This window comes from Methylobacterium nigriterrae (genome assembly GCF_037106235.1).
GTDB classification, from domain to species: domain Bacteria; phylum Pseudomonadota; class Alphaproteobacteria; order Rhizobiales; family Beijerinckiaceae; genus Methylobacterium; species Methylobacterium nigriterrae.
The window spans coordinates 1-355 of record NZ_JBAWTG010000631.1 but is presented as its reverse complement, the minus strand read 5'-3'; the positions used below and the strand labels follow the sequence as shown (position 1 = coordinate 355).

The window sequence follows — 355 nt, the reverse complement described above, 5'->3', positions numbered from 1 at the left end:
CGCCGCGGTGGCGCCCGCCGCGAGGCCGCGGCGATCCGGGAACCACTTCAGCGCGTTGCCGACGCAGGTGCCGTAGACCGAGCCCGCACCGATGCCGCCGATCACGGCCGCGAGGTACAGGAGCGGCAGGGTGGTGGCGTAGGCGTCGAGCACCCAGGCGAGCGCGATCATCACGCCGCCGAAGCAGACCACGAGGCGCGGCCCGTAGCGGTCGACGAACCAGGCCTCGATCGGCACGAGCCAGGTTTCGGTGGCCACGAAGAAGGTGAAGGCCAGCTGGATGGCGGCCCGGCCCCAGTGATGCTTGGCGTCGATCGGGTCGACGAACAGGGTCCAGCCGTATTGCAGGTTGGCG

1 protein-coding gene is annotated in these 355 nt (G+C 71.0%); it reads right to left on the bottom strand.

What is annotated here, in order from left to right:
• A partial coding sequence (locus WDW90_RS38535; protein WP_336492926.1) for an MFS transporter occupies positions 1-355 on the bottom strand: 355 nt, incomplete at both ends.